Here is a 263-nt window from a genome sequence, read left to right on the forward strand (position 1 = left end):
GGGGAGAGTTAAAGGATGTGAAACCAGATCATTTGCTTATTGAAGATACAGTACCATATATTGAACGCATTCAACAAATTGTATGGATTATGCCAAAACAATAATCAAATTACATGTAATTTGATTTATAACAGATTAGCGTCATAGAACATCAAATAAAAACACAGGGTTTTATCTCTGTGTTTCTTCAAATTTTCGTTTTTGGATATATGCTTGAGCATGGATAATTTCTTTCTGAAGTTCTTTTAATTCTTTCGTAGATC

1 protein-coding gene is annotated in these 263 nt (G+C 30.4%); it reads left to right on the forward strand.

The features are described 5' to 3' along the window. The coding region (locus SB775_RS30585) for a DUF2642 domain-containing protein (RefSeq protein ID WP_410865022.1) at positions 1–104 on the forward strand (104 nt) is incomplete at its 5' end. Positions 105–263: the final 159 nt, after the last annotated feature.

The sequence above is a fragment of the Peribacillus sp. SIMBA_075 genome, from assembly GCF_046534585.1.